The organism is Devosia sp. A449 (genome assembly GCF_054489375.1).
Map to the genome: position 1 here is coordinate 404118 of NZ_JBTMWU010000003.1, position 21399 is coordinate 425516.

19 protein-coding genes are annotated in these 21399 nt (G+C 63.1%); 16 read left to right on the plus strand and 3 right to left on the minus strand.

Annotation, left to right across the window (positions count from 1 at the left end):
- The gene (locus ACX3OW_RS11230) at nucleotides 1–708 is read right to left on the minus strand and encodes a response regulator (protein ID WP_459095849.1); all 708 of its coding nucleotides are present in this window, start codon (nucleotides 706–708) and stop codon (nucleotides 1–3) included.
- Between the two features lie 128 nt (nucleotides 709–836).
- Here ACX3OW_RS11230 and ACX3OW_RS11235 point away from each other — a divergent pair, with 128 nt between their 5' ends.
- The 6 genes from ACX3OW_RS11235 to ACX3OW_RS11260 all read left to right on the plus strand — a co-directional run bounded on the left by ACX3OW_RS11235 (nucleotide 837) and on the right by ACX3OW_RS11260 (nucleotide 6173).
- The gene (locus ACX3OW_RS11235) at nucleotides 837–1514 is read left to right on the plus strand and encodes a helix-turn-helix domain-containing protein (RefSeq protein ID WP_459095850.1); all 678 of its coding nucleotides are present in this window, start codon (nucleotides 837–839) and stop codon (nucleotides 1512–1514) included.
- Nucleotides 1515–1531: 17 nt separating this feature from the next.
- The gene (locus tag ACX3OW_RS11240; RefSeq protein ID WP_459095851.1) at nucleotides 1532–1846 is read left to right on the plus strand and encodes a hypothetical protein; all 315 of its coding nucleotides are present in this window, start codon (nucleotides 1532–1534) and stop codon (nucleotides 1844–1846) included.
- A 97-nt stretch (nucleotides 1847–1943) separates the two neighbouring features.
- Nucleotides 1944–3809, plus strand: coding sequence for an ABC transporter ATP-binding protein (locus ACX3OW_RS11245; protein WP_459095852.1), 1866 nt, complete (start codon nucleotides 1944–1946; stop codon nucleotides 3807–3809).
- 141 nt (nucleotides 3810–3950) lie between these two features.
- Nucleotides 3951–4133 (plus strand): hypothetical protein, encoded by a 183-nt coding sequence (locus tag ACX3OW_RS11250; RefSeq protein WP_459095853.1) that lies wholly within the window; start codon nucleotides 3951–3953, stop codon nucleotides 4131–4133.
- Nucleotides 4134–4367: 234 nt separating this feature from the next.
- A complete protein-coding gene (motA, locus tag ACX3OW_RS11255; RefSeq protein WP_459095854.1) occupies nucleotides 4368–5231 on the plus strand; it encodes a flagellar motor stator protein MotA in 864 nt (287 codons plus the stop codon).
- Between the two features lie 21 nt (nucleotides 5232–5252).
- Complete coding sequence (locus ACX3OW_RS11260) at nucleotides 5253–6173, plus strand: flagellar motor protein MotB (RefSeq protein WP_459095855.1); 921 nt, start codon at nucleotides 5253–5255, stop codon at nucleotides 6171–6173.
- Nucleotides 6174–6213: 40 nt separating this feature from the next.
- Here ACX3OW_RS11260 and ACX3OW_RS11265 read toward each other — a convergent pair whose 3' ends face one another.
- Together ACX3OW_RS11265 and ACX3OW_RS11270 are read right to left on the minus strand one after the other, a co-directional pair.
- A complete protein-coding gene (locus tag ACX3OW_RS11265) occupies nucleotides 6214–6630 on the minus strand; it encodes a c-type cytochrome (RefSeq protein ID WP_459095856.1) in 417 nt (138 codons plus the stop codon).
- Nucleotides 6631–6633: 3 nt separating this feature from the next.
- Nucleotides 6634–8184, minus strand: a complete 1551-nt coding sequence (locus ACX3OW_RS11270; protein ID WP_459095857.1) for a flavin monoamine oxidase family protein — start codon at nucleotides 8182–8184, stop codon at nucleotides 6634–6636.
- Between the two features lie 305 nt (nucleotides 8185–8489).
- Here ACX3OW_RS11270 and ACX3OW_RS11275 point away from each other — a divergent pair, with 305 nt between their 5' ends.
- The 10 genes from ACX3OW_RS11275 to ACX3OW_RS11320 all read left to right on the plus strand — a co-directional run bounded on the left by ACX3OW_RS11275 (nucleotide 8490) and on the right by ACX3OW_RS11320 (nucleotide 21397).
- A complete protein-coding gene (locus tag ACX3OW_RS11275; protein WP_459095858.1) occupies nucleotides 8490–9494 on the plus strand; it encodes a LacI family DNA-binding transcriptional regulator in 1005 nt (334 codons plus the stop codon).
- A gap of 237 nt (nucleotides 9495–9731) precedes the next feature.
- Nucleotides 9732–11660: an ABC transporter substrate-binding protein gene (locus ACX3OW_RS11280; RefSeq protein ID WP_459095859.1), complete on the plus strand. Its 1929-nt coding sequence runs from the start codon at nucleotides 9732–9734 to the stop codon at nucleotides 11658–11660.
- A 161-nt stretch (nucleotides 11661–11821) separates the two neighbouring features.
- Nucleotides 11822–12814 (plus strand): ABC transporter permease, encoded by a 993-nt coding sequence (locus tag ACX3OW_RS11285; RefSeq protein ID WP_459095860.1) that lies wholly within the window; start codon nucleotides 11822–11824, stop codon nucleotides 12812–12814.
- A gap of 19 nt (nucleotides 12815–12833) precedes the next feature.
- Nucleotides 12834–13958, plus strand: a complete 1125-nt coding sequence (locus ACX3OW_RS11290) for an ABC transporter permease (protein WP_459096101.1) — start codon at nucleotides 12834–12836, stop codon at nucleotides 13956–13958.
- Nucleotides 13933–14970, plus strand: a complete 1038-nt coding sequence (locus ACX3OW_RS11295; protein WP_459096102.1) for an ABC transporter ATP-binding protein — start codon at nucleotides 13933–13935, stop codon at nucleotides 14968–14970. The genes ACX3OW_RS11290 and ACX3OW_RS11295 overlap by 26 nt, the downstream gene beginning before the upstream one ends.
- Nucleotides 14967–16025, plus strand: a complete 1059-nt coding sequence (locus tag ACX3OW_RS11300; protein WP_459095861.1) for an ABC transporter ATP-binding protein — start codon at nucleotides 14967–14969, stop codon at nucleotides 16023–16025. Before ACX3OW_RS11295 ends, ACX3OW_RS11300 begins: the two co-directional genes overlap by 4 nt.
- Nucleotides 16026–17897: a DUF2264 domain-containing protein gene (locus ACX3OW_RS11305; RefSeq protein ID WP_459095862.1), complete on the plus strand. Its 1872-nt coding sequence runs from the start codon at nucleotides 16026–16028 to the stop codon at nucleotides 17895–17897.
- Nucleotides 17894–18904 carry a hydroxyacid dehydrogenase gene (locus ACX3OW_RS11310; protein ID WP_459095863.1) on the plus strand — a complete coding sequence of 337 codons (1011 nt, stop codon included), beginning with the start codon at nucleotides 17894–17896 and terminating at the stop codon, nucleotides 18902–18904. Before ACX3OW_RS11305 ends, ACX3OW_RS11310 begins: the two co-directional genes overlap by 4 nt.
- 201 nt (nucleotides 18905–19105) lie before the next feature.
- Nucleotides 19106–20737 carry an acyltransferase gene (locus ACX3OW_RS11315; RefSeq protein WP_459095864.1) on the plus strand — a complete coding sequence of 544 codons (1632 nt, stop codon included), beginning with the start codon at nucleotides 19106–19108 and terminating at the stop codon, nucleotides 20735–20737.
- 9 nt (nucleotides 20738–20746) lie between these two features.
- Complete coding sequence (locus ACX3OW_RS11320) at nucleotides 20747–21397, plus strand: ThuA domain-containing protein (RefSeq protein ID WP_459095865.1); 651 nt, start codon at nucleotides 20747–20749, stop codon at nucleotides 21395–21397.
- The last annotated feature ends 2 nt before the right edge of the window (nucleotides 21398–21399 follow it).

A 21399-nucleotide genomic window follows, 5' to 3' on the forward strand; every position in this document is an offset into this window, starting at 1 on the left:
TCAGCTCCGCAGCGTCTTCGGAGTGAAGCTGTAGCCGGCGCCGCGCACGGTTTTCAGCAGCCTCGGCTGCTGGCTATCGGTCTCGATGAGCTTGCGCAGCCGGGCGATCTGATTGTCGATGCTGCGATCATTGGGGGTCCAGTCATGGCCCTTGAGCAGGTCCATGATCTGGTCGCGGCTCAGCACCCGATGCGGGTGTTGGGAGAAGAGCGCCAGCAGGTCAAATTCACCGCTGGTGATGCGGATATCGCCATCCGGCCCACTCAATTCGCGGCGGTCCAGATCGAGTACAAAGCCATCGAAACCGATTTGGGCGCTAGGGGAGGCCGCATCGCGTGGGGCGGTCCGACGCAGCACCGAGCGGACGCGGGCCAACACCTCGCGCAGGTGGAACGGCTTGGCGATATAGTCGTCGGCGCCGATTTCCAGCCCGACAATGCGGTCGATCATGTCGCCCTTGCCGGTGATCATGATGATGGGCAGGTCCCAGTTCTGCCGCACTGTGCGAGCGATCGAGAGCCCATCGGTGCGGCCCAGATTGAGATCGAGCGTGATCAGGTCGACGCCGCCATCCAGCGCTGTGTCGACCCCGGCCTGATCCACCGCCTCGCTGACGCGGAAGCCCTCGCCCTCAAAACAGCGCCGCAGCATGCGACGGACCTGATCGTCATCGTCCACGACCAGAATGTGGTGCTGCTGATCCGCCATCGGCGCTGTCTGGCTCCGGTTCCGTTACATTCAGTTACAAATCAGTACGCAGGGTCCGCAAGGGTCTTACATAGCGCAGTCTATATGTCTCCAGCGACGCGAATATTGTGCGGGTCCGGGGATAGAACATGCAGCTTTCCACTATCGCATTGGGTGTTGAGACTCAAACGCCCTGGATGGGCGGCGCGGCTAACGCCAATGGCGTCAGGTTGCTGGCAGCTTATGATCCATTGTTTCGTGAGGGCGATGAAACCACTGGATTTTACGAGATTCTCAGCGGCGCGGTGCGGGCCTACAAGATTTTTCCCGATGGCCGCCGCCAGATCGTCACCTTCGCCTTCGCCGGCGACATTGTCGGCTTCGGCCATGGCGATACCTACCGTTTCGATTGCGATGCGCTGACCACAACGCGGGTTCGCGCCATCCCCAAATCCTCGCTGTTGCGCGCCATGCGCGAGCGCCCTGAGCTAGCGGAAAAACTGCTCAAGGTGGCCGGCGATGAAGTGGCCAGCATGCAGGATCTGTCGATCCTGCTGTGCCGCAAGACGGCGGTCGAGCGGATCGCCAGCTTTCTGCTGAGCATGGCCGGTCGGGCCAGGGCGCCAATGGTTGGCCGCGCTCTGCCGCTGCCGATGTGCCGCGCCGATATTGCCGATTATCTCGGCCTCACCATCGAAACGGTCAGCCGCAACATGACGCGGCTGCGCGCCATGCGGGTCATCGATCTGCCCAATCGCGGCAGCTTCGTGGTGCGCGATATGGACCGGCTTCGCCTGCTCGCGCAGTGCGAAGGCGATCTGCATTAAGCGGGTAGGGCAGGCCCATGGATCGGCTACGTCGACGTCTGGCGATCGGCATTTTTGACAATATCGGAGCCGTCGAGACGATCATGGCGCAGCTGGGCGCGCTCGGCATTACCGGGTGCGAATGCTTTGAGTTGACCGACGATGCGGCGCTGGCCGAGCCGGGCAGTATCGCGCTTGACGATGTGGCGCTGCGCGCCGAGAGGCATCTGGTGCTGCGGATCTATCTCGATACCCTGGCCGACGAGCAGCGCGTCGCCAAAATTCTGCTGGACAGCCCGGCCCTCAGCGTCCAGCTGCACGATATCAATCCGCCAATCCCCATCCTGCACTGAGCGGCTGACGGTTCGGGTGCCGAATGCACGCGGCGGGTGGTCGCGCCGGGGCGAATGGCCCTATACAGATAGCCATTGCCGCCATTTTTGGTTTCCGATGACCGTTTTCAGCGTTCTGCATCGGGCTTTCGAGTCCTGGATCGACCCCTTCCGCCAGCCCGTCAGCCTTGAGCCGCCAGCCTCGGGGCCACGCTTTTTCTGGCACTATATTCGCCAGGCCAAGCTGGCCTTTTTGGCGCTGCTGATTCTGGGTGGCGCGGTGGCGCTGATCGAGGCGGCGTTATTTTATTATGTCGGGCGGCTGGTCGATATGCTCGACGCGGCCAATCAGGGCGCCGGCTGGAACGGGCTGCTCGCGGCCAATGGCACCGAATTGGCGCTCATGCTGTTCGTCGTGCTCGGCGTGCGGTTTTTCGTGACCTGGCTGTCGGCGGCGGTGGAAGAGCAGACGGTCAATCTGGGCTTTTACAATCTGGTGCGCTGGCAGGCCTATGCCCATGTCATTCGCCAGAGCCTGAGCTTTTTCCAGAATGATTTCTCCGGCGCCATCGCCAGCAAGGTCTGGCAGAGCGGCAGCGCCGTGGGCGATTTCATGGTGGCGCTGCTGCAGGTGGTCTGGTTCATCGCCGTCTATGCCATCGCCACGCTGGTGCTGGTGGGGCAGCTCGACTGGCGGCTTGGGGCAGCGGTTGCCCTGTGGATTGCCGCCTTTTCCGGTCTGGCCTGGTATTATGTGCCGCGCATGCGCCAACGCTCGACTGTGGTGGCGGAAACGGCGTCGGCGCTCACCGGGCGGGTGGTGGACAGCTTTTCCAATATCCAGACGCTCAAGCTGTTCGGCCCCAGCGAGGCCGATGACCGCTTCGTGCGGCGCGGCTTCGAGAATTTTCTCGGCGCGCTGACCGGACTGGCGCGCACGCTGGTTGGCGTGCGTTCGGCCATGGGCATGCTGTCGGGCCTGGCCATCGCCGGCATCGGCGCGCTGAGTGTGCATTTGTGGACCCAGGGGCTGATCTCGGTCGGCGGCGTGGCCTTTACCCTCGGGCTGGTGCTGCGACTCTACAATCTGCTGGGCCGGATGATGAACCAGCTCAACGGGCTGATGCGCAATTATGGCACGGCTCAGAATTCGGCCGAGTTGATCGCCCGTCCGCTCGGGCTGGTCGATGCACCGAACGCGGTGCCGCTGCATGTCACGGCGGGCCGGATTCACTTTGAAGCTGTCGGTTTCCACTATGGCCGGCCGGGTGGGATCATCGAGCAATTCGATCTCGATATCGCGCCGGGCGAGCGGGTCGGGCTGATCGGGCGCTCCGGGGCCGGCAAGTCCACCCTGGTCAATCTGCTGCTGCGCTTTTACGATTTGCAAAGCGGTCGCATCACCATTGATGGGCAGGATATCTCCCAAGTCACCCAGGCGTCGCTACGCGCCAATATCGGCGTGGTGACGCAGGATACGGCACTGCTCCATCGTTCTGTGCGCGCCAATATCGTGTTCGGCCGGCCCGACGCCAGCGACGCGGAAATGGTCAGTGCCGCCGAGATGGCCGAGGCCGATGAGTTCATCGACAACCTCGTCGACTTCAAGGGCCGCAAAGGCTACGACGCCCAGGTGGGCGAGCGGGGCGTCAAGCTCTCCGGTGGTCAGCGCCAGCGGGTGGCGATTGCCCGGGTGCTGCTCAAGAATGCGCCGATCCTGGTGCTGGATGAGGCTACGTCGGCGCTGGACAGCGAAGTGGAGGCGGCCATTCAAAGCCAGCTGGAACGGCTGATGCAGGGCAAGACGGTGATCGCCATCGCCCATCGCCTGTCCACCATCGCCGCGATGGACCGGCTGGTGGTGCTGGACCACGGCCAGATTGTCGAGCAGGGGACGCATGCCGAATTGCTGGTGCTAGGCGGGCATTATGCCCAGCTCTGGCAGCGCCAGTCGGGCGGGTTTCTCGATCCCGAAACGCCCTAAGCAGTTCTACGCAATTGGACGGGTTAGGCTTAACAAATCCTTTCGCTTAGTCGGCTGATCGGCTTGTGACTATATGAGCGCCAACAGCGACAGGAGAGGGCTCTGATCAATCTTGAACTTTTGGCTGGCGGGATATTTCTGGTGACCGCCGGCGCCTATTATCTGGAATGTGCGACACGTGCCGCGCTGGCCGTGGACTTCGTGCATCCTGCGCTGGGGCCGGTGACTACGCCGGCTGAGCTGGCCTGGTACTATCGTCCGGCCGAGGTTTTCATGCGCCAGGTTATCCACGCCCGTAGCCAGCGCGGCATCTGGCGGAACTAGTCTTTCTCTTCATCGAAACTGCCACCCGGCGTGCCGCGATTTCGCCGCGCCGGTGCATTCGATTCAACTTTCGGCACCAATCTTACCACTTTTGGCAGGCGCACACCGCAAGGTGATCGCTGCCATGCGTGAGCCGGGGAGGACCAGACCCCGGGGATAACCCACTGTTAAGGTAAACCGACCGATAATGCCCGCCTGGGAACGTTGTCGTCCTCAAGGTGAGTTTCAGGTCTAATGCGTCTTATCATCGGGGTCATCATGGTCGTCGCCTGCGTTATTGGCGGCTATATCGGGGTGGGTGGCCATCTGGCAGTGCTGTGGCAGCCCTACGAATTCATCATCATTCTGGGCGCCGCCATGGGCGCCTATATCATCGGCAATACCGGCGCGGTGCTGAAGCAGACGCTGGGCGTGTTCGGCACGCTGTTCAAAGGCCCCAAATACAACAAGGCGGCGTATGTCGAACTGCTGGGCATGCAGTTCAGCCTCTACAAGCTGGTGCAGTCCAAGGGTATTCTGGCGCTTGAGCAGCATATCGAAAACCCCAGCGAATCGACGCTGTTCGCCCGCTTCCCCACCTTTGCCAACAACCATCACGCGGTGGAGTTCGTCTGCGATTACCTGCGCATGGTGACGCTGGGGTCCAACAACGTCCATGAAATGGAAGCGTTGATGGATGAGGAATTGGAAACCCATCACCAGGAGCAGGACCGGCTGGTGAGCGCCATTCAGGCGCTGGCCGATGGCACGCCCGCTCTGGGCATTGTCGCCGCCGTGCTCGGCATCATCCACACCATGGGCGCCATTGCCCAGCCGCCCGAAGTGCTAGGGCACATGATCGGTGGCGCTCTGGTGGGTACCTTCTTCGGCGTATTCGTCGCCTATGGCTTTTTCGCGCCCTTCGCGCAGTCGCTGCGCAACACCTATGAGGCCGAATCCAAGTATTTCCTGTCGCTCAAGGTGGGCCTGCTGGCCCATATCTCGGGCCAGGTCCCGGTGATGGCCATCGAATTTGCCCGCAAGGCGCTGATGTCAGAAGACCGGCCGACCTTCGCGGAAATCGACGAGGCCACCTCTAATCTGCCGGCAGCCACCTAAGCCGGGTTCAGGAAAGCCAGAATGGCGAATTACGACCAGCCGATCATCATCAAGCGCGCCAAGCGGCGCAAGCACCCCCATCACGGCGGGGCCTGGAAGATCGCCTATGCCGACTTCGTGACGGCGATGATGGCGTTCTTCCTTCTGCTCTGGCTGATCAGCATGACCACGCCCGAGCAGAAGGAGGGCCTCGCTTCCTATTTCGCGCCCCCCAATATCAGCCCGACCACCAGCGGATCGGGCGGCTTGATGGGCGGCACGGCACTTGATGATTCGGATTCGCTGATGGCGGGCTCGACGCCGGCCGAAACGGTGGATGCCTCGGTGACGCCCAAGGGCCAGGAGTTCGGCACGGTCGAGGGCGCAATGAGCGGTCGCGACCAGTCGGCGGGCAATCCATTCGACACCGCCAAGGCCTCGCAATCCGACCTCAAGGCGACCGAGGATATGGCGTTCCACAGTGCGGCGGCCAGCATTCGCCAGGCCTGGCAGGCCATGCCCGACATCACCGAAATGTCGGATAATCTGCTGATCGAGGAGACCGAAGAGGGCCTCAATATCCGGATCATCGATCAGGAAGGCAGCCCGATGTTTCCCGAGGGATCGAAATATCCCAATGAACCGACGCGGCAGGCGATCGCGGCGATCGCTCCGATCCTGCAGAAGCTATCCAATCAGGTGCGCATTTCGGGCCATACGGCGGCAGGCGGGGTCTATGCCAATCCGCGCTATGGCTCGTGGGAGCTGTCGGCCGACCGCGCCAATATCGTGCGGCAGATTTTGGGCGAGTTCGGGCTCAAGGACGACCGGATCAATTCGGTGGTCGGTCGCTCGACGGCGGAACCGTTCTTTCCCAATGACCCCTATATGGCGGCCAATGAGCGGATCGAGATTACCCTATTGCATGAATCGTCGCCGGTGCCGGCGGGGCTAAAGCCCTAAAAAAACCCGGCGTGGTCGAAACCACGCCGGGTAATTTGGCTTAACGCGCAGCAGCGACCATTTCGGCCGTAGCCGGCTCGTCGGCGTAGTTGTTGCCGAAGTTGGTGCGGATATAGTTCACCACGGCGGCGATCTGCTCGTCATTCATGATCCCGCCCAGCGGCGGCATGGCCTTCTGCCCCTTGACGATCATGTAGATCGGGTAGTCAGCGAATTCGAGCGTCTCGTTATTGGCCAGTGCCGGATAGGCTCCGGCGCCGACAGCGCCTTCACCCTTGGACATGTGGCAGCTGGCGCAAACGGCTTCGTAAAGCCCCTTGCCCGTCTGCTGGGTCAGCACCGACGAGCTGCCGAACCAGGCCTTGCTGTCATCGGCGGCGGCGTCCTGCGCCAGGGCGGCGCCGGTTGCCAGCATGCTGACCAATGCGGCAGCGGCGGCGATTTTAGTGAAGTTCATCGATTATGCTCCTGCTGCGGTGGTGGCTTCGGCGTGCAGGCGGGTGATCGCGTCGAGCGACGAGAGCACGGCACCTTCCATCCAAGCCGGCAGATAGGACAGGTGCTCGCCGGCGCAGACGATGCGGCGGTCCATGGACACGCCGTCCTGATACTGGGCTTCCTTGTCCTGCCAGGTGCCGTTGCAACCCAGCGTCCACGGCACGCGGTGCCAGGCGACAGCCACGCCAGCCTTGAACTCTTCCTGCATCTGCGGATGAATCTGGCTGCCATATTCGAGGGTGTGCTGGATACGATCAGCCGGCGTCATCGACGAGAACTGATAGGCCGTTGCGCCCCAGGAATAGGCCCCGAGCAGAACGCCGGGCTTGCTGGAGAGGTAGTCGTTGGACGGGTAGGAAATCTGCGAGATCGGCAGGTCGGTATAGGTCGAGCCGCCGTAGATATGCTCGTCTTCTTCCCAGAACCGGCGATTGAACTCGAGGCCGACCTTGATGGCGGTCGCGTAGGACATCGTGTTGATGACGTCCGAGAGCGGGCCGGAGAAGTCGTGGTCGATCTGGCTGAGCACCGAGAAGGGGATGGTGCAAACGCAGTAATCCGCCGTCGATGTCGCCTCGGCCCCGCCATTGGCGCGGTCTTCATAAGTGACGGTGACGCCGGTTTCGTCCTGGCGAATGGCGGTGATCTTCTTGTTGTAGCTGACCAGGTCGCCCAGGTTTTCAGCCATTGCGCGCGCGATCATGTCCATGCCGCCCTTGGGCTGGAAGATCGGCATCGAGCCATTGAGGCCTTCGCTGGTGGCCAGACGGCTCCACAGACCCGAATCCAGCAGCGTGGTCAGATCCATGATGTCGTTGGCGATTGGTGCGCCATCGACGCCGCCGCCCGGTGCACGCTCATAGCCGCGACGCGCGCTGGCCGTGTTGCCCGAGACGTATTCGTTGTCGCTGTTAAGCGCGCCGAAGGTGCGCAGTGCGGCGAGCAACTGGGTCTTGTCAGTGTCCGACAGCACTTCGTCCAGCGCACCCTGATTGGTGACCTTCGACAGCAGATCGGAGATGTGGCCGCGGAAATCGGTGTTGATTTCGCGGTAGCGCACGGGCTTGCCATCGAGGGCTTTGCTGGAGTGCACATAGGAGAAGTTGTTGATCTGGATCAGTGGCTCCAGCTCGACGCCGAGGCGGCGGCAGTAGTCCATGATGCCGTAGTGGTTGTAGGGCACGCGCCATGGGCCGGGATTGAAATAATTGCCCTCGGCAAAATCGACGGTCTGGGTTTCGCCACCCAGTTCCTCGAAGGTGTCGCCGGCCCGCAGGGTCCAGCAACGGCCGCCCGCAACGTCGCGGAATTCAAGTATTTCGACTTCATAGCCGGCGTCGCGCAATTCCATTGCCGCAACCATGCCGGCAATGCCGGCGCCGAGAACCAGCACCTTGGCACCAGCGGGCGCCTGACCAAGCTTGATCGCGCCTTCATATGGCGAGGCCTGGGCCAGACCCATAGCACCCATCGCCTGATACATTACTGCTGCGCCACCAACTGCGCCGATCATGGAAAGAAATTCTCTCCTGGTCGGAATTATAGTGTTTTTGTCTTCCATTGCCTTTGTTCTCCAAACGTGTGGCTTGGCCGGTTATCGGCCGGAGGGGCAAAAAGGTCAATGTCACCGAACGGTTCAGCCACAGGTAAGAGGCTGATCACATTGGGTTTTGCACTGGCTGGGCCGCAGCCGGCGGCCGGCAATGCGCCAGCCCCTTGGACGCCTTGGCTGGGGAGGGGCCAGGGAGATAGTTCCACACGGGGCTTGCGTTGCTCAAAAAACGCAAATATTGCGTAAAGGAGAAACAAGGAGCTGCCGTGGCCAAACAGAGACGCGCGAACCAGACCGACATCGCGGAGCGCCTTGGCGTTTCGGTGAGCACCGTGTCGCGCGCTTTGGCCAATGAGATCGGCATCAGCGATGCGGTGCGGCGCGATGTGCAGCGCATGGCGCGGACGCTGGGCTACAAATCCAAACACAATACGCTGCCGGCGGGCGGCGATAAGCGCGCCGTGGCGCTGGTTCCGCTCGGGGGCGCGACCAGCGGGCTGTCGGGGTTTTACTTCGGCATCGTCGAGGGCATGCGGACCCAGGCCGCCGAAGCCGGGATGACGCTGGATCTGCGGCTGGTCAATGAAGCGGCGGTGACGCTGGAGCTGATCCAGAAGCAGATCGAGCAGGCCGATGCCGGTGGCTTGCTGCTGGCGGGGATCGACGCCTGGGACGAGCTGGCGGCGTGGTCGGCGGAAGCCGGAACGCCGGTGGTGCTGGTCAATGGCAGCGACCCGAAAATGCGGGTGAGCTCGGTGTCGCCAGCCAATTACTACGGCGCCTTCATGGCGACGCAGCGGCTGCTGGACGCCGGGCACCGCAAGATTTTGCATTATACCCACCGCTACCGGCCGACCATTCGCCAGCGCCAGCGCGGCTTCGAACAGGCCATCGCCATGACGCCGGGGGCGGTCGGCACCATCGTCAATACCGATGAGCGCCATACCGGGGAATTGCTGGCCGATATGCTGGCCCTGCGGCACGATATCACCGCGGCTTTCATCTGGAACGACATCGCGGCGGTGGAGATGCTGGAAGGCATTTATGATCCGCAAAGCCCCTTGCCGCCGAACTTTTCCATCATCGGCTTCGATGATTTGCCGCTGGCTGGAATGGCGACGCCACGGCTGAGCACGGTGCGGGTCGAGCGTGAGGCGATCGGGCGCGGCGCGGTGCGGTTGCTGGCCGAGCATATGGATGGCGAACGCGCCGTGCAGCAGCTCGAAATCGGCGTCAGCATGGTCGAAGGCGAGACGGTCTTTACCGTCTGAGCGGGGCGAGAAGCCACCGTATTCACCGCAAAAATGTTAGCGGACGGCGCGCCTCGACCCGGTGAAAGAGCGCCTTTCCCCGCCATAGGCCATTGGCCCGACAATGCAAAATGAGCAAATTTGCGTTATTTGCGTGATTTACGCAAAATACTTGCGATTGCGCAAAACCTGACCTAACTTGCGTCTGCGTCACGAGGCGCCGGGCCGGAAGCAGACGGCCGCAAGGGAGGAACATCCATGAACAGAACTTTACGCAGGTCGGGCGTGCATGCCGGCCGTGTCGTTAGCGGCGCGCTCACCGCCGTATTGATGCTGGGCAGTGCCGCCATCGCCCAGCAGCAATCGCCGATGCTTGATGCGGCTGTGGCCAGTGGCGAACTGCCGCCGGTCGCCGAGCGCCTGCCGACCAATCCGCTGGTCATCGATCCGGTGGAAAGTGTCGGCGTCTATGGTGGCACCTGGCGCTCGGCGTTGCGCGGCGGCCTCGACAATGCCTGGATCGGCCGCACCGTGGCCTATGACGGCCTGGTGCGCTACGATCGCGAATGGAAGCAGATCATCCCCAATCTGGCAGAGAGCTGGGAAGTCAGTGAAGACTCCCGCGTCTATACCTTCAAGCTGCGCGAGGGGCTGAAGTGGAATAACGGCACCCCGTTCACCAGTGCCGACATCGCCTTCGCGGTCGAACTCTTCAGCGAGCCCAGCTACGGCGTGGGCGGCTTCATCAAGGATCCGAAAAACCCTGTCAGCGTCGAAGTGGTCGATGAGACCACGTTCAAATTCGTCTTCCGTGATCCCAATGGCGTGATCATGGACGAGCTGGCCAGCATCAACGGACTGACCGTGGTGTCGCTGAGCAAGGACTATTGCGGCCAATTCCACCCCAAATACAACCCGGACGCTGTCGCGCAGGCCAAGGCCGCCGGCTTCGAGACGTGGGAGTTGTGGATGGGCAATCGCTGCTCATGGGCGACGGAAACCATCCGCTTTGCCAATCCCGAGCTGCCCTTCATGAATGCGTGGATGATCGACGTGCCGCTGACCGGCGACGCGAGCCGCACCACCTTCGTGCGCAATCCCTATTACTGGAAGGTCGACACCGCCGGCAATCAGCTGCCCTATATCGACCGGCTCGATATGCGCGTCTCGGACTCGCTGGAAGAGCTGACGCTGATGGCGCTGAATGGCGAAATCGACTTCCAGGATCGTCATATCGCCACCGTGGCCAACCAGCCGCTGTTCTTCGACGGCCAGGAAACCGGTGACTATCGGCTCGGCGCCAACATCCCGGCGAGCATGAATACCATGACGCTGCAGTTCAACATGAACCACGTCGATCCGGCGCGCCGCGCCGTGTTCGGCAACAAGGACTTCCGCATCGGCGTCAGCCATCTGATCGACCGGCAGGAAATCATCGATGTGGTGTTTACCGGGCAGGGCGAACCCTTCCAGGCCGCGCCGCGCCCTGAATCGCCGTTCTATGACGAGGAAATGGCCAAGCAATATACCGAGCTGGACCTCGAAGCGGCCGATGCCGCGTTCCAGGCCGCCGGCCTTGGCCCCAAGAATGCCGATGGCTTCTACACCATGCCGGACGGTTCGCCGCTGGTCGTCACCATCGACACCATCGCTGCCTTCCGCACCGAATGGACCGACATGATGGAGCTGATCCAGCTGCAGATCGAAGCCGGTGGCATCGATATCGAGCTGAACAATATCGACCGCACCCTCTATTACGACAAGCGCCCGCTCGGCGACTATGACGCCCAGATCTGGCAGGGCGACGGCGGCCTCGATGTGGTGCAGGAGCCGCGTTACTACATGGCTTCGGGTGACGAATCCGTCTGGGCCTATCGCTGGGCCCAGTGGTTCAACGGCTCGCGTCCGGAAATCGCCGAAGAGCCCGCCGATTGGGCCAAGCAGCAGATGGACAAGATGAAGCTGCTGCGTGGCGAGGGTGACCCGGCCAAGCGCGATACGCTGATGAAGGAAATCCTGGCCCTGGCCAAGGAGAACTTCCCGGTGATCGGCATCAGCCTGCCCGGCAATGGCTATTACATCGCCAAGAACAATATGCGGAACATCGCTGAACCGATGCTGCACGCCTATCTGTTCCCCACCCCCGGCCCCTACGATCCGTTCCAGTGGTACTTCGCCGCTGAGTAACGGCCTCCCGCCCCTCGCGGCGCTCCCCGCGCCGCGAGGGGAATATCGCCCACCGATCTGTACCTCCCCCTTGACGGGGGAGGCTAGGAGGGGGTGACGGCGAGCCCCGATGCTTGGGGCGCCCCCATGCTCACCAAGTTTCTGACGAACAGGAGACGCCGATGCTGCGTTTCATTACCAGCCGGATGATTGCGATGGTGCTGACGATGTGGGCGGTGAGCTTTGTGGCTTTCGCCATCATCCAGCTGCCGCCGGGCGATTATCTGACCACCTATATGGCGATGCTGGCCGCCAATGGCGATCAGGTCGATCCGGCCCAGATCGAGGCGCTGCGCCAGCAATATGGCTTCGGCGAGCCCTACATCATCCAATATTGGAAATGGATCAGCGGCATTCTGCTGCGCGGCGATTTCGGGCAGAGCTTTGAATGGAAAGCGCCGGTGACGACGCTGATCTGGGGCCGGCTGGGCAATTCCATCCTGCTCGAAGGGCTGGCCGTCATCGTGATGTGGCTGGTCGCCCTGCCTATCGGCATCTATGCCGCCGTGCGCAAATATTCCCTCGGCGATTATCTCGCCACCATTGGCGGCTTTCTCGGCCTCGCCATTCCCAATTTCTTCTTCGCGCTGATCCTGATGTATCTCAGCTTCACCTGGTTCGGCCAAACCATTGGCGGGCTGTTCTCGCCCGAATTCGAGACGGCGCGCTGGAGCCCGGCCCGGGTCTGGGATTTCCTCAGCCACGCCTGGGCGCCGATCCTGGTGCTGTCGCTGGCCGGCACCGCCGAGCTGATCCGCATCCTGCGCGCCAATCTGCTCGATGAGCTGAAAAAGCCCTATGTGACCACGGCGCGGGCCAAGGGCCTGAGCGAGTTCCGTACCATCCTGAAATATCCGGTGCGGGTGGCGCTCAATCCGCTGATCTCGACCATTGGCTGGCTGCTGCCGGCGCTGGTGTCGAGTTCGGTGCTGGTGTCGGTGGTGCTCAATCTGCCGACCGCCGGGCCGCTGCTGCTGCGCTCACTGACCAGCCAGGACATGTTCCTCGCCGGCGCCATCATCATGCTGCTGGGCATGCTGACGGTGATCGGCACGCTGATCAGCGATCTGCTGCTCGCCTGGATCGATCCCCGCATTCGCTACGGGAGCAAATAGACCAATGGCTATCGAAACCATGACGGATAGCGCGCTGCCGACCCCGGTTATTCGCGCCAAGCGCGAGAGCCAGCTCGGGCTGATGTGGCGGCGCTTCAAGCGGCACCGGCTGGCGCTGGTGAGCCTGTGGATCGTGATCGCGTTTTATCTGGTGGCGCTGCTGGCCGAATTTATCGCCCCCACCGATCCGGGTGCCTATAGCGCGCGCTATACCTATGCGCCGCCCCAGGGCATCCAGCTGATTTCCACCGCCGAAGACGGCTCGTGGCGGTTTGCCCCGCATGTGAATGGCTATGCCACCGAGATCGACCCCAAGGCGATGCGGCGGATTTTTGTCATCGATCCCGAGGTCGAAATCCCGGTGCAGTTCTTTGCGCCGAGCAAGCCCTATCTGCTGGCCGGCCTCATTCCGATGACGGTCAAACTGATCGGCGTCGCCGACCCGAAAGCGCCCTTCTATGTGCTGGGCGCCGACCGGCTGGGCCGCGACCTGCTGAGCCGGCTGATCCATGGCACCCGCATTTCGCTGTCCATTGGTCTCGCCGGCGTCACGCTCAGCCTGTTCTTCGGCATCATCATCGGCGGCTTTGCCGGCTATTATGGCGGCTGGTTCGATAGCGCGGTGATGCGGGTGGTGGAGTTCATCCGCTCGATGCCGACCATTCCGCTGTGGCTGGGGCTGGCGGCAGCCTTGCCCAAGGACTGGAGCGCGCTGCAGACCTATTTCGCCATCACCATCATTCTCAGCCTGATCGGCTGGACCGAGCTGGCGCGCGTGGTGCGCGGGCGCTTCCTGAGCCTGCGCACCGAGGACTTCGTCACCGCGGCGCAGCTCGATGGCGCCAGCGACTGGCGCATCATCACAAGGCATATGGTGCCCAGCTTCATGAGCCACATCATTGCGGCGGCGACTCTGGCCATTCCCGGCATGATCTTGGCGGAAACGGCGCTGAGCTTTCTCGGCCTGGGGCTACAGGCCCCCATCGTCAGCTGGGGCACGCTGCTGCAGGACGCGCAGAATATCCGCACCCTGGCCACCGCCCCTTGGCTGCTGACCCCCGGCATCTGCGTGGTCATCATCATCCTCAGTATGAACTTTTTTGGAGACGGCCTCCGTGATGCCGCTGATCCCCATGGCCGCTAGTCCCATCCTCACCATCGCCGACATGTCCATCGTCTTCACCTCGCCCGACGAGCCCGATATCGAGGCGGTGCGGCAGGTCGATCTGACGCTGACGCCGGGCAAGACGCTGGCGCTGGTGGGCGAAAGCGGCTGCGGGAAATCCGTCACCGCCCGCGCCGTGCTGCGGCTGCTCGACAAGAATGCCAATATCCAGCGCGGCTCCATCGTTTACGCGCCGGCGGATGCCAAGCCCACCGATATCGTCCAGCTCAAGCAGGACAGCCTGCCGCTGCGGGCCATTCGCGGCAACCAGATCGCCATGATTTTTCAGGAGCCGATGAGCTCGCTGTCGCCGGTGCACACCATTGGCGACCAGATCGACGAGATGATGGTGATCCATGAAGGGCTCAAGCCCAAGGAAGCGCGCGAGCGCACCGTGGCGCTGCTCGAGCAGGTGGGCATTCCCGGCGCACGCGAGCGGGCCGATGCCTATCCGTTCCAGCTCTCGGGCGGGCTGCGGCAGCGCGCCATGATCGCCATGGCGCTGGCCTGCACGCCAAAAGTGCTGATTGCCGACGAGCCGACCACGGCGCTGGACGTGACCACGCAGGCACAAATTCTGGACCTCTTGGCGCAATTGCAGGCCGATTTCGGCATGGCGATGCTGTTCATCACCCATGACCTCGGCGTGGTGGCCGAAATCGCCGACGAGGTGGCGGTGATGTATCTGGGCGATGTGGTGGAGCAGGGGAGCGTGTTTGACGTCTTCGCCGCCCCCAAGCATCCCTATACCCAGGCGCTGCTGGCTTCGATTCCCAAGATGGCGCGCAAGGCCGAGCGGGTGCGGCTCTCGCCCATCCACGGCACGGTGCCGGCGCCCAAGGACCGGCCCTCCGGCTGCGCCTTCACCAGCCGCTGCCCCTATGCCTTCGAGCCCTGCGCTACTGTCCGACCAGAACGCACCGAAATCGGGGCAGGCCACCACGCCCGCTGTCACTTGCTGACGCGGCAAAATGCGGAGGCAGTCGCATGAGCCCGTTGCTGACCGTCGAAAACCTCTCCAAGCATTACGTGCTCAGCGGCGGCTGGTTCGGCCCCGAACGCCGGCTCGATGCGCTGACCGATATCAATCTGACGGTGGAAGCCGGAGAAACCCTCGCCATTGTCGGCGAAAGCGGCTGCGGCAAGACCACGCTGGGGCGCTGCATTATTCAGGCGCAATCCTCCGATGGCGGGCGGGTGGTGTATCACCCCAAATCCGGCGGCGACGTGGAACTGACCGCGCTCAAGAAGCGGGAGCTAAAACCCTGGCGGCAGGATATCCGCATGATCTTCCAGGACCCGATGAGCTCGCTCAATCCCAATATGCGGGTGTTCGATATCGTCGCCGAGCCGCTGCGCATCCACAAGATCTGCAAGGGCAAGGCGCTGGAAGAGCTGGTGTTGTCGACGCTGGAAAAGGTGGGCATTCCCGCCGAGGCGGTGGGACGCTATCCACATGCGTTTTCCGGCGGCCAGCGCCAGCGCATCGGCATCGCCAGGGCGCTGGTACTCGACCCCAAGCTGGTGATCGCCGACGAGGCGGTGTCGGCGCTCGACGTGTCGATCCAAGCGCAGGTGCTCAACCTGCTGGAAGACCTCAAGGCCGAATTCGGGCTGACCTATATTTTCATCAGCCATGATCTGGGCGTGGTCAACTACATCGCTGACCGCGTGGTGGTGATGTATCTCGGCCATGTGGTGGAAAATGCGCCCACCGAGATGCTGTTTGAACGGCCGCGTCACCCCTACACCGAGCTGCTGCTCGAAGCCCTGCCGATTGCCGATCCGCTGCGGCGCAAGGGACGGAAGAAGGAAGTGCGCGGCGAAATCCCCTATCTGGGCAATCGCCCGGTGGGCTGCCCGTTCCACACCCGCTGCAAATATGCCGAGGACCGCTGCCGCAGCGAGCGGCCGGAACTGCGCCCGATCAACGGTAGTGCCCAGCAGGCGGCCTGCCATTTTGCTGAAAAACTCGACCTGAAGGGCGCCTATGCCGCGCCCGCCGTCGCCCCACAGATGACGCGTGAAAACGAGGATATCGCCTGAATGACTTATGATCCGGTGAGCGCCAATCCGTTGCATGGCAATCCGCTCAAGACCCGCGCCGATGTCGAAAAGGCGTTGCACGATTTATTCAACCCGCTGCTGCCCTTCTTTTCGGAAGGCGCAGCGCGGGTGCGGCTCGACGGCGCCGGGGCGCATTTCGACCGCGCGGCGGCCGACCTTGAAGGCTTTGCCCGCCCGCTCTGGGGGCTGACCCCGCTGGCGGCGGGCGGTGGTCAGTTCGACCATTGGGCACTCTATCGCCAGGGCCTCGCCAATGGCACCGATCCCGAGCATCCCGAATACTGGGGCACGGTCAGCTCGACCGATCAGCGCATGGTCGAGTTGGCGGCGATTGGCTTCACCCTGCGGCTGCTGCCGCATCTGGTGTGGGAGCCGCTACCGCAGAAGGCCAAGGACAATCTGGCCGCCTATCTCAAGCATGCGCGCCAGTTCGACTATGCTGATAATAACTGGAAGTTCTTCCGCATCCTCGTCGATCTGGGGCTGGACGAATGCGGCGTCGACTTCGACCGTTCGCTGACCGAGAAATATCTCGAAGAACTGGATGGCTTCTATCTCGGCGATGGCTGGTATCGCGACGGCAATGTGCGGCGCGTCGACCACTACATTCCCTTCGCCATGCATTTTTATGGGTTGATCTACGCCAAGCTGGCCAAGGGCGATGACAAGCGCGTCGCCGCCTATAGAGAGCGGGCCAAACTGTTCGCCAAGGATATCCGCCACTGGTTTGACGAAGATGGCGGTGCGCTGGCCTTCGGACGGAGCCTGACCTATCGTTTTGCCTGCGGCGGCATCTGGGGCGCCTTGGCCTTTGCTGATCTCGACGTGCTGCCCTGGGGCGAGATCAAGGGGCAGTATATGCGCCATCTGCGCTGGTGGGCCGACAAGCCGATCGCCAATCGCGATGGCGTGCTGTCGATCGGCTTCGGCTATCCCAACCTGTTCATGTCCGAGAGCTACAATTCGGCCGGCTCGCCCTATTGGGCGCTGAAGGCCTTCCTGCCGCTGGCGCTGCCGGAGGATCACCCATTCTGGACCGCCGAGGAAACCCCGGCCGAAGTCAGCAAGAAGCCGGTGCCGCTTAAGCATCCGGGAATGGTGATGGTACATACCCCAGGCAATGTGGTGGCGCTGTCAAGCGGCCAGCAGGTGCGGTTCGGGCGCGGCACCTGGCATATGCGGCAGGGGGCGGAGAAATACTGCAAATTCGTCTATTCCTCGCGCTACGGCTTTTCCGTCGAGTCCGATGACCGCGATTACGATAATGGCGCGTTTGACGGGGCGCTGGCCTTTTCCGACGACGGCATTCATTACCGCGTCCGCGAGGGCAATGAAGTCGCCCAGATCGCCGAGAATACGCTGTTCGGGCGCTGGAAGCCGTGGAGCGATGTGACTGTCGAAACCTGGCTGATCCCGGCCAATCTCTGGCATATCCGCGTCCACCGCATCAATACGCCGCGCGCCTTGCATGCCACCGAAGGCGGCTTCGCCATCGGCCGGGCGGACCTCAACGCCGACACCTATATCGACGAAGCCGGCCGGGCCATCGCCAAGAGCGCAACCGATGTCAGCGCCATTGTCGATCTGGTCAGGCAGCGGGCCGGGCGGGCGCATCGGGCGCTGCCCAATACCAATCTCATCGTCTCCAAATCCATCGTGCCACAATTGCGCGGGGCGATCCCACCTGGGGAGACGCTGCTGGTGACGGCGGCGATGGCGCTGCCGGCCGGCGCCGAGGCCGAGGCGGCGCTAGGGCAAGTGCCCCATGCACCGGACATGGTGGCGCTGGAAGCCATGTTCGCCCGCGAGGGCATTGATGTGAGCGCCATTCTGGTGCCGGAGCGCGATTGATGCGACCAAAACTCGCCTTCGCCATGGCGGCGGACAAGACCCGACATGTGTTTGACGCGGCGGCATTGGCCCGGCTGGCGCGCAGTTGCGATATCGTGCGGGCCACGCCGCTGGAGGAGTTCTCCAGCGCCGAGGCGCGCGCCGTGCTGGGCGAAATCGACATTCTGGTGACCGGCTGGGGCTGCCCGATGCTGACGCCCGAGGTGCTCGCCGACGCCAGCAACCTCAAGCTGGTCGCCCATGCGGCGGGCACGGTGAAATTCACCGTCGACCCCGCGGTCTATGAAGCCGGGATCAGGGTGACCCACGCTGCCGACGCCAATGCGGTGCCGGTGGCCGAATTCACCCTGGCGGCGATCATCTTCGCCAATAAACGAGTGTTCGAGCTGCGCGACCGCTATCGCGCCGATCCGGCGCGGCGCACCACCTATGCGCTGATGGATGAGCGCATCGGCAATTATCACCGCACCATCGGGCTGGTCGGCGCGTCGCGCATCGGCCGCAGGGTGGCGCGCATGCTGCAGGGGCTCGACGTCACCGTGCTGATCAATGACCCGTTCATGGCAGCAGATGATCCGCTGCTGGCGCGGGCCGAACTGGTGGATCTCGACACGCTGATGGCCCGCTCCGATGTGGTGTCGGTCCACGCGCCGGCGCTGCCGTCCACGCAGGGCATGATCGGAGCCAAACAGCTCAAGCTGATGCAGGACGGGGCTGGGTTTATCAATACGGCGCGCGGCTCGCTGGTCGATGAAGCGGCGCTGATCGCCGAATTGCAGACCGGCCGCATTCACGCGGTGATCGACGTCACCGACCCGGAGATACCCGAAGCCAGTTCGCCGCTCTATAGTCTGCCCAATGTCTTCCTGACCCCGCATATCGCCGGCGCCGCCGGCACCGAAAGACTGCGGCTGGGAGAACTGGTCATCGCCGAAATCGAGCGTTTTGTCGGAGGGCAGCACATGGAATTCGAAATCGAACCAGCCCTGCTGGAGCGCTTGGCGTGAGGGGGATGTGGCGCGAGGGCGCCTCGTACTGGATGTCACCCTCCCCCTTGCGGGGAGGGTAGGGTGGGGGTGAGTCCCAAACGCCGAGCGTGCGGACGTATACCCCCTCCCGGCTCGATCACGGACTTAGCCAAGGCTAAGTCCTATCTCGCTGCTTTCCCCGCAAGGGGGAGGGTGAAGCCGGTGGGTGCGGAGAGACTAGTGGACAGTTTTCGACTATCAGACGACCCCGAGCACACCGCCCGGCTACAATTCCTCACCTGGGACCGCACCCAGGCCGACATCGACAGCCCCGAACATCGCGCCCGGCAAGCCCATCTGTCCCGGGTCGCCGGCGCACAGTTCCACCCCACCGCTTACGTCGCAGCCGAGGCCGCGATTTTCACCACCCATCTGGTGCTGGGCGAACAAAGCTGGATTGCCGGCCATGCGCTGGTGCGCGGCGACGTGGAGTTCGGCGCCCATACCACGATCAATCCCTATGCGATGATTTCGGGCCGAGTGCGCTGCGGCGACGGCGTGCGCATTGCCAGTCATGTCTCCATCGTCGGCTTCAATCACGGCTTTGATGATCCCAGCGTGCCGATCCACACGCAAAAGCACGAGACGCTCGGCATCACCATCGAAGACGATGTGTGGATCGGCGCCAACGCGGTGGTGCTCGACGGGGTCACCATCGGCAAGGGCGCAGTGGTCGCCGCCGGGGCGGTGGTGAGCAAGAATGTGCCGCCACTGGCCATCGTCGGCGGCGTGCCGGCCAAACTCGTACGCTATCGCGGTCAATCCGCCACCAGCGACGTCACCGGGGCCTTGGTCCGGCTCGGCGACGCAGCAGCCGCGCAATGGCCAGCGATTTTGGCAAGCCATCGCCAGGGCAACGACTACGTGTCGCGCGAAGCCGATGGCACCGTCCGGCGCAGTGCCCGGCATCGCAATGACGCCATCGAGATCGCTGCGGGCTTTGGCGCGCTGCCCGAAGGGCTGGATGTGGCCGCCACCCTTGCCGAATTGCAGGCGCTGCAGGACCCCATCACCGGGCTGTTCCCCGATCCCAAACAGCCCCCAGCACCGGGCGAAGCGGTGCGCGACAATGGCTTGGCGCTCTACAATGTGCTCTCGGTCGGCTACGCCATCGAGCTGCTGGGCGGCCAGCCTCTGCACAAGATTGCTGCCGTCGAACTCGGCGCCAACGCGCTCTGCGACTGGCTGGAAGGGCTGACCTGGCGCAGCCGCGCCTGGGGCGCTGGCGCGGCCGTCGATGCCATCGGCACGGCGCTCTATTTCAACGCCCGCTATTTTACCACCGGCCGGGCGCGGGAAATCCTGTTCGGCTGGCTGGCCTTGCATCAGGACCGGGCGACCGGCCTCTGGGGCTCACCAACCCTAGCCGAAGGGCTGCTACAGCCAGTCAACGGCTTCTATCGGCTGACCCGCGGCACCTATGCCCAGTTCGGCCTGCCGGTGCCCAATGCCGAGCGGGCCATTGACTCAGTGCTTCTGAATTATCGCAATTATGGCGGCTTTGCCGGCCCGACCTATACTGCGTGCAATCTGCTCGACACCATCCACCCGCTGCTGCTCTGTCTCAAGCAGACCGACCATCGCCGCGCCGAGGCCGACGCCATCGCCCGCGCCATCATCCAGCGGGCCGAGCAGCGCTGGATCACCGACCAAGGCTTCGCCTTTGCCGATGGGCAGGCGCCGAGCCTGCAAGGCACCGAAATGTGGCTGTCGGTGGTGCATCTGGCCGCTGACCTGCTTGGCCTGGCCGACAAATTCGCCTTCGTACCCAAGGGCGTGCATCGGACGCGCGCCGTGGGCTTGGGGCTGTGAGGATTGACGATGAATAGTACAAAAAAAGCCCTGGTGGTCTGGGGCGGCATGGAACTGCACACGCCCGAACGCGGGGCGCAGGTGGTGCGCGAACTGTTGGAAGCCGAAGGCTTTGCTGTCACCGTGACGCCGGATTATGACGCGCTCGGTGCCGACGATGTCGGCAGCAATGACCTGGTGGTGCCGGTCATCACCGACGGGGTGCTGGCGCCAGAAAAAATGGCCAAGCTGATCACTGCGATCCGCGCTGGCACCGGGCTGGCCGGCTATCACATGGGCTTGGCCACCAGCTTCCGTTCCAGCGTGCCGTTCCGCTATGCGGCGAGCTGCTACTGGGTACAGCATCCGGGCAATATCATCACCTATCGGGTCGACGTGACCGACAGCAGCCACCCGATCATGGCCGGCATCGACAGCTTCGAGCACACCTCCGAGCAATATTATCTGAACTACGACCCGGCGGTGGACGTGCTGGCGACCACGGTATTTTCCGGCGAATTCCACCCCTGGCGCAAGGACGTAGTGATGCCGGTGGTGTTCACCACCATGCATGATCAGGGCCGGGTGTTTTACTCCTCGCTCGGGCATACAGCCGACGAGCTGCGCAGCGGCCCCGTCCGCGAAATCCTGCGGCGCGGGTTGCTCTGGGCAGCGCGCTGAGC